At 64.8% G+C, this 4571-nt stretch carries 2 protein-coding genes; both read left to right on the top strand.

What is annotated here, in order from left to right; all coding sequences use genetic code 11:
• Positions 1–321 precede the first annotated feature (321 nt).
• Positions 322–1443, top strand: coding sequence for an efflux RND transporter periplasmic adaptor subunit (locus ACY693_RS15515; protein ID WP_462322718.1), 1122 nt, complete (start codon positions 322–324; stop codon positions 1441–1443).
• A 5-nt stretch (positions 1444–1448) separates the two neighbouring features.
• Positions 1449–4559: an efflux RND transporter permease subunit gene (locus tag ACY693_RS15510; RefSeq protein ID WP_462322717.1), complete on the top strand. Its 3111-nt coding sequence runs from the start codon at positions 1449–1451 to the stop codon at positions 4557–4559.
• Positions 4560–4571: the final 12 nt, after the last annotated feature.

Raw genomic sequence — 4571 nt, 5'->3', positions numbered from 1 at the left:
TTGAGCAGAAAGAGTCCGGATCGAGTACCTTTATGCGGTTGTCAACGAGAGTCCTCAAACCGCGCTGATGCACGCCTCTTCGTCTCGATCCTGCGACCAGCAACGGCATCACCAGCGCGATTTCCGCTGCGATCGCGGCCGCAATCTCAGCTGCGACCACGGATGCGATCGCTGCTCTCGTTGCATGCGGTGATCCCTGGCGCCGGCTCTAGGGGCGCGGCAGGCAGTCGGCGTTGGCGAGTGGCGTCTCACCTTTGGGCCGCGCTTCGTGTTTTCAGTCCTATCTTGGCCTTTCCCTCAACTCAGCATCACGGAGTCCTCATGCGGCGAATCCTGGGTCTCTTCTTTCTGTCGAGCGCGGTTGGGCTGGTGGCCTGCGAGCCTGGCAATCAAACAGCCGGTACCAGTGCGCCTCCGCCACCACCAGCGGTTGGCGTTGCACCCGTAGTGGAACGCGAGATTACGCCGCAAATGGAATTCGTCGGCCGCGTCGAGGCGATCGATGCCGTCGATCTGGTCGCACGCGTCAACGGCTTCCTCACTGAGCGCACCTTCGAGGAGGGCGCGAGGGTCAAGGCCGGCGATCTGCTGTTCCGCATCGAGCGCGAGCCGTTCGAGGCCAATGTGGTCGCGCGCCGTGCCGATGTCGAGCGCTCCACCGCGACCCTGACCAACGCGCGGCTTCAGCGCGAGCGTATCGAGCCCCTGATTGAGCGGGGTGGTGCCACTCGGGCTCAGCTCGATGCCGCGGTGGCTGCAGAGCAAGAGGCCAGGGCCGCGCGTGATTCGGCGCAGGCCGCACTGCAGCGCGCCGAGATCGAGCTCAGCTACACCGAGATCCATGCGCCTTTCGATGGCCGCATTGGCCGCGTCGCTTTCCCGGTCGGTGCCGTGGTCGGGCCGACCTCGGGACCGCTGGCGCGACTGGTCCGCATCGACCCGGTCTTCGTCAACATCCCGGTCAATGATCGCACCATGCTTGCAGTGCGCCGAATGGAGGATAGCGACGATCAATTCCTGCCCTACGTCCGCCTGGCCGACGGCTCGATGCTCGAGGAGCCGGGCCAGTTCGAGTTCTTCGACCCCGAGGTCGATCAGACCACCGATACGGTGCGGGTGCGCGCCAGCTTCGACAATGCGAGTGAGGTGCTGCTTCCAGGGCAGTTCGTGACCGTGGTCTCGAAGGCGGCCCAGCCCGAGATGGCGATCGTGGTGCCGCAGATCGCGGTGCAACAGGACCAGGCCGGGCGTTTGGTGCTGGTGGTCACCCCCGAGAATCAGGTCGAGCTGGCGCGGGTGACCCTGGGTGCGCGGGTCGATAAGGACTGGGTCGTCACCTCTGGGCTGCAGGTAGGCCAAGAGGTGATCGTCGAGGGTGTGCAAAAGGCGCGTCCGGGCATGCGGGTGCAGCCGAGTCCGGCCACCCTGTACGAAGAGGGCTGAGCGCAATGTTCTCCGCCTTCTTCATCAACCGGGCGCGCTTCGCGATGGTGATCTCGCTGGTGATCATCATTGCCGGTGTGATCGCCATCCAGGTGCTGCCGGTCGCGCAATTCCCCGACATCGTGCCGCCGCAGGTCTCGGTGCAGGCGCGCTATCCGGGCGCCAACGCCGAGGTGGTCGTGGAGACGGTCGCGGCGCCGATCGAGGCCGAGGTCAACGGCGTCGACAACATGCTGTACATGAATTCAACCAGCGACAACAACGGCAGCTATCGGCTCGACATCACCTTCGCGTTGGGTACCGACCCGGACATCGCCGCCGTCAACGTACAGAATCGGGTTGCGCTTGCAACCCCGACCCTGCCTGTTGATGTGACCCAGCAGGGCGTCTCGGTGCGCAAGCAGTCGACCAATATGCTGCTGATGTTGAACCTGATCTCGCCGAATGGGACCTTCGACCGGCTGTTCCTTTCCAATTATATGGAGATCAACATCCGCGATGCCTTAGCGCGCATCCCGGGCGTCGGTGAGGCGAGCCAGTTCGGGCAGCTCGACTATGCCATGCGCATCTGGCTCAACCCGCAGGTGATGACCGCGCTCGGCGTCAGTGAGGCCGAGGTGGTCGATGCCATCCGTCGGCAAAACCTGCAGGCCGCCGTCGGGCGGCTGGGTGCGCCGCCGGGCAATGAGGGCCGGGCCTTCACCTACAGCCTTCAGGCGCAAGGGCGGCTGACCGAGGTCTCTGAGTTCGAGGATATCCTGGTGCGCTCGAACCCCGACGGCTCCAGCATCCGCCTTGGCGATGTCGCCCGCATCGAGCTTGGCGCCCAGACCTACGACGCCGATACCTGGGCCGATGGTGCCGCCTCCGCAGCACTCGGCATCTATCTCTCGCCCGGGGCCAACGCGCTGGAGACCGCCGATCAGGTCTACCGGACGCTCGATCAGCTCGCCGAGCGCTTCCCGCAGGATCTGGACTACGCGATCTACTACGACACCACCGACTTCGTGCGCATCAGCATGCGCAACGTTGTGATCACGCTGTTCCAGGCGTTGGCGCTGGTCATCCTGGTGACCTATCTGTTCCTCGGTGACTGGCGCTCGACCCTGGTGCCGGTGTTGGCGATCCCGGTCTCGATCATCGGCGCCTTCGCGATCCTGCTCGCCGCTGGGCTGTCGATCAACACGGTGTCGATGTTCGCGATCATCCTTGCCATCGGCATCGTCGTCGACGACGCCATCGTCGTGGTCGAGAACACCCAGCGCCTGATCGACGAGGAGGGACTCAGCGCCAAGGAGGCCGCCAAGCGCGCAATGGCGCAGGTCACCGGGCCGATCATCGCCACCACGCTGGTGCTCTACGCGGTGTTCGTGCCGACCGCCTTCCTGCCCGGCATCACCGGCCAGCTCTATCTGCAGTTCGCGGTGACCATCTCGGTGGCGGTCACGCTCTCGTCGCTGGTCGCCTTGACCCTGAGCCCGGCGCTCTGCGGTCTGTTGCTGCGGCCGTCGCGTGCGCCACGCGGACCGCTGCGCTGGTTCAACCAGGGGCTCGATCGGACCCGCAACGGCTACACCGCCTTAGTTCGAAGCCTCGGCAAGCGCTCCATCATCGCGTTGTTGGTGATCATCGCTAGCGGAGTGGGTGCTGGGTGGCTGTTCAATAAGGTGCCGAGCGGCTTCATCCCGAGCGAGGACACTGGCTACTTCTTCATCGACGTCTCGTTGCCGGATGCCTCGTCGGTGGCCCGCACCGGCGCGGTGCTGGAGCAGGTGCAGCAGATGCTGGCCGCCGAGGAGGAGATCGACCATGTGCTCACCGTGTCTGGCTTCAGTCTGTTGGCAGGGGCGCGCTCGAGCGGCGGTCTGGCGATCGTGATCCTGAAGCATTGGGATGAGCGTCTAGCGCCGGAGAATAGCGCCGATGCGGTGCTGGCACGGGTGCAGCCGCAGTTGCTCTCGATCCCGCAAGCGACGGTGTTCGCCTTTGCGGCACCGCCGATCCAAGGACTTGGCACCGCCGGCGGCATCGAGATGGAGCTGCTCGATCTGGCCGGTCGCTCACCGGAAGAGCTGGCGGGGGTGCTGCAGGGGTTCATCATCAACGCCAACGGCAATCCTGAGATCCAGCGCGCCTTCTCCACCTTCAGCGCGCGCACACCACAGCTGTTTCTGGATATCGACCGCCAGCGCGCCGAGGCCATGGGGGTGCGGGTCTCGGATCTGTTCCTGACCCTGCAGGCCAATCTCGGCTCACTCTACGTCAACGACTTCAACCTCTTCGGGCGCACCTTCCGAGTCTTCCTGCAGGCCGATGCGCCGTTTCGGATGAGTCCTGAGAACATCGCCAAGCTGCACGTGCGCAACGCGCGCGGACAGATGGTGCCGCTGGCCTCGCTGGTCAGCGTGGAGCCGGTGCTGGGGCCGGAGAGCACGCGGCGCTTCAACATGTTCCGGGCTGCTAGCGTCAACGTCACGCCGGTCGGCAGTACCGGCGAGGGCATCGCGGCCTTGCGGCAGATCGAGCGCAATGATCTGCCAGACGGCTTCGCGATCGACTGGAGCGGGACCACCTTCCAAGAGGTGCAAGCCGGCGGTGAGGCGGCGATCGTGCTGGCGCTGGCGCTGCTGTTCGTCTACCTGTTCCTGGTCGCTCAGTACGAGAGCTGGACGGTGCCCACCTCGGTCATCCTGTCGGTGGTGATCGCTGCGGTCGGTGGCCTGGCGGCGACCTGGGCGGTGGGGCTCGATAATAACGTCTACACCCAGATCGGCCTGGTGATGCTGATCGGCCTGGCGAGCAAGAACGCGATCCTGATCGTCGAGTTCGCCAAGCAACTGCGCGAGGAACACTTGCCGATCCAGCAGGCCGCCGCTGATGCGGCCCGTATCCGCTTCCGCGCGGTGCTGATGACCGCGTTCAGCTTCATCCTCGGCATGCTGCCGTTGGTATTGGCGACCGGTGCCGGTGCGGCGAGTCAGGTCTCACTCGGTGTTGTGGTGTTGGGCGGGATGATCGCGGCCACCGTGTTCGGCATCATCATCATCCCGCCGCTCTATGTGTTGGTGCAGAGCCAGGGTCAGCGCATAAAAACCATTAGCCGAAGATCACCTTAGCGCGGTAGTCGT

Source organism: Halochromatium sp. (assembly GCF_054919635.1).
The sequence above is the reverse complement of the archived record's forward strand: the minus strand, read 5'-3'. Positions and strand labels throughout refer to the sequence as shown.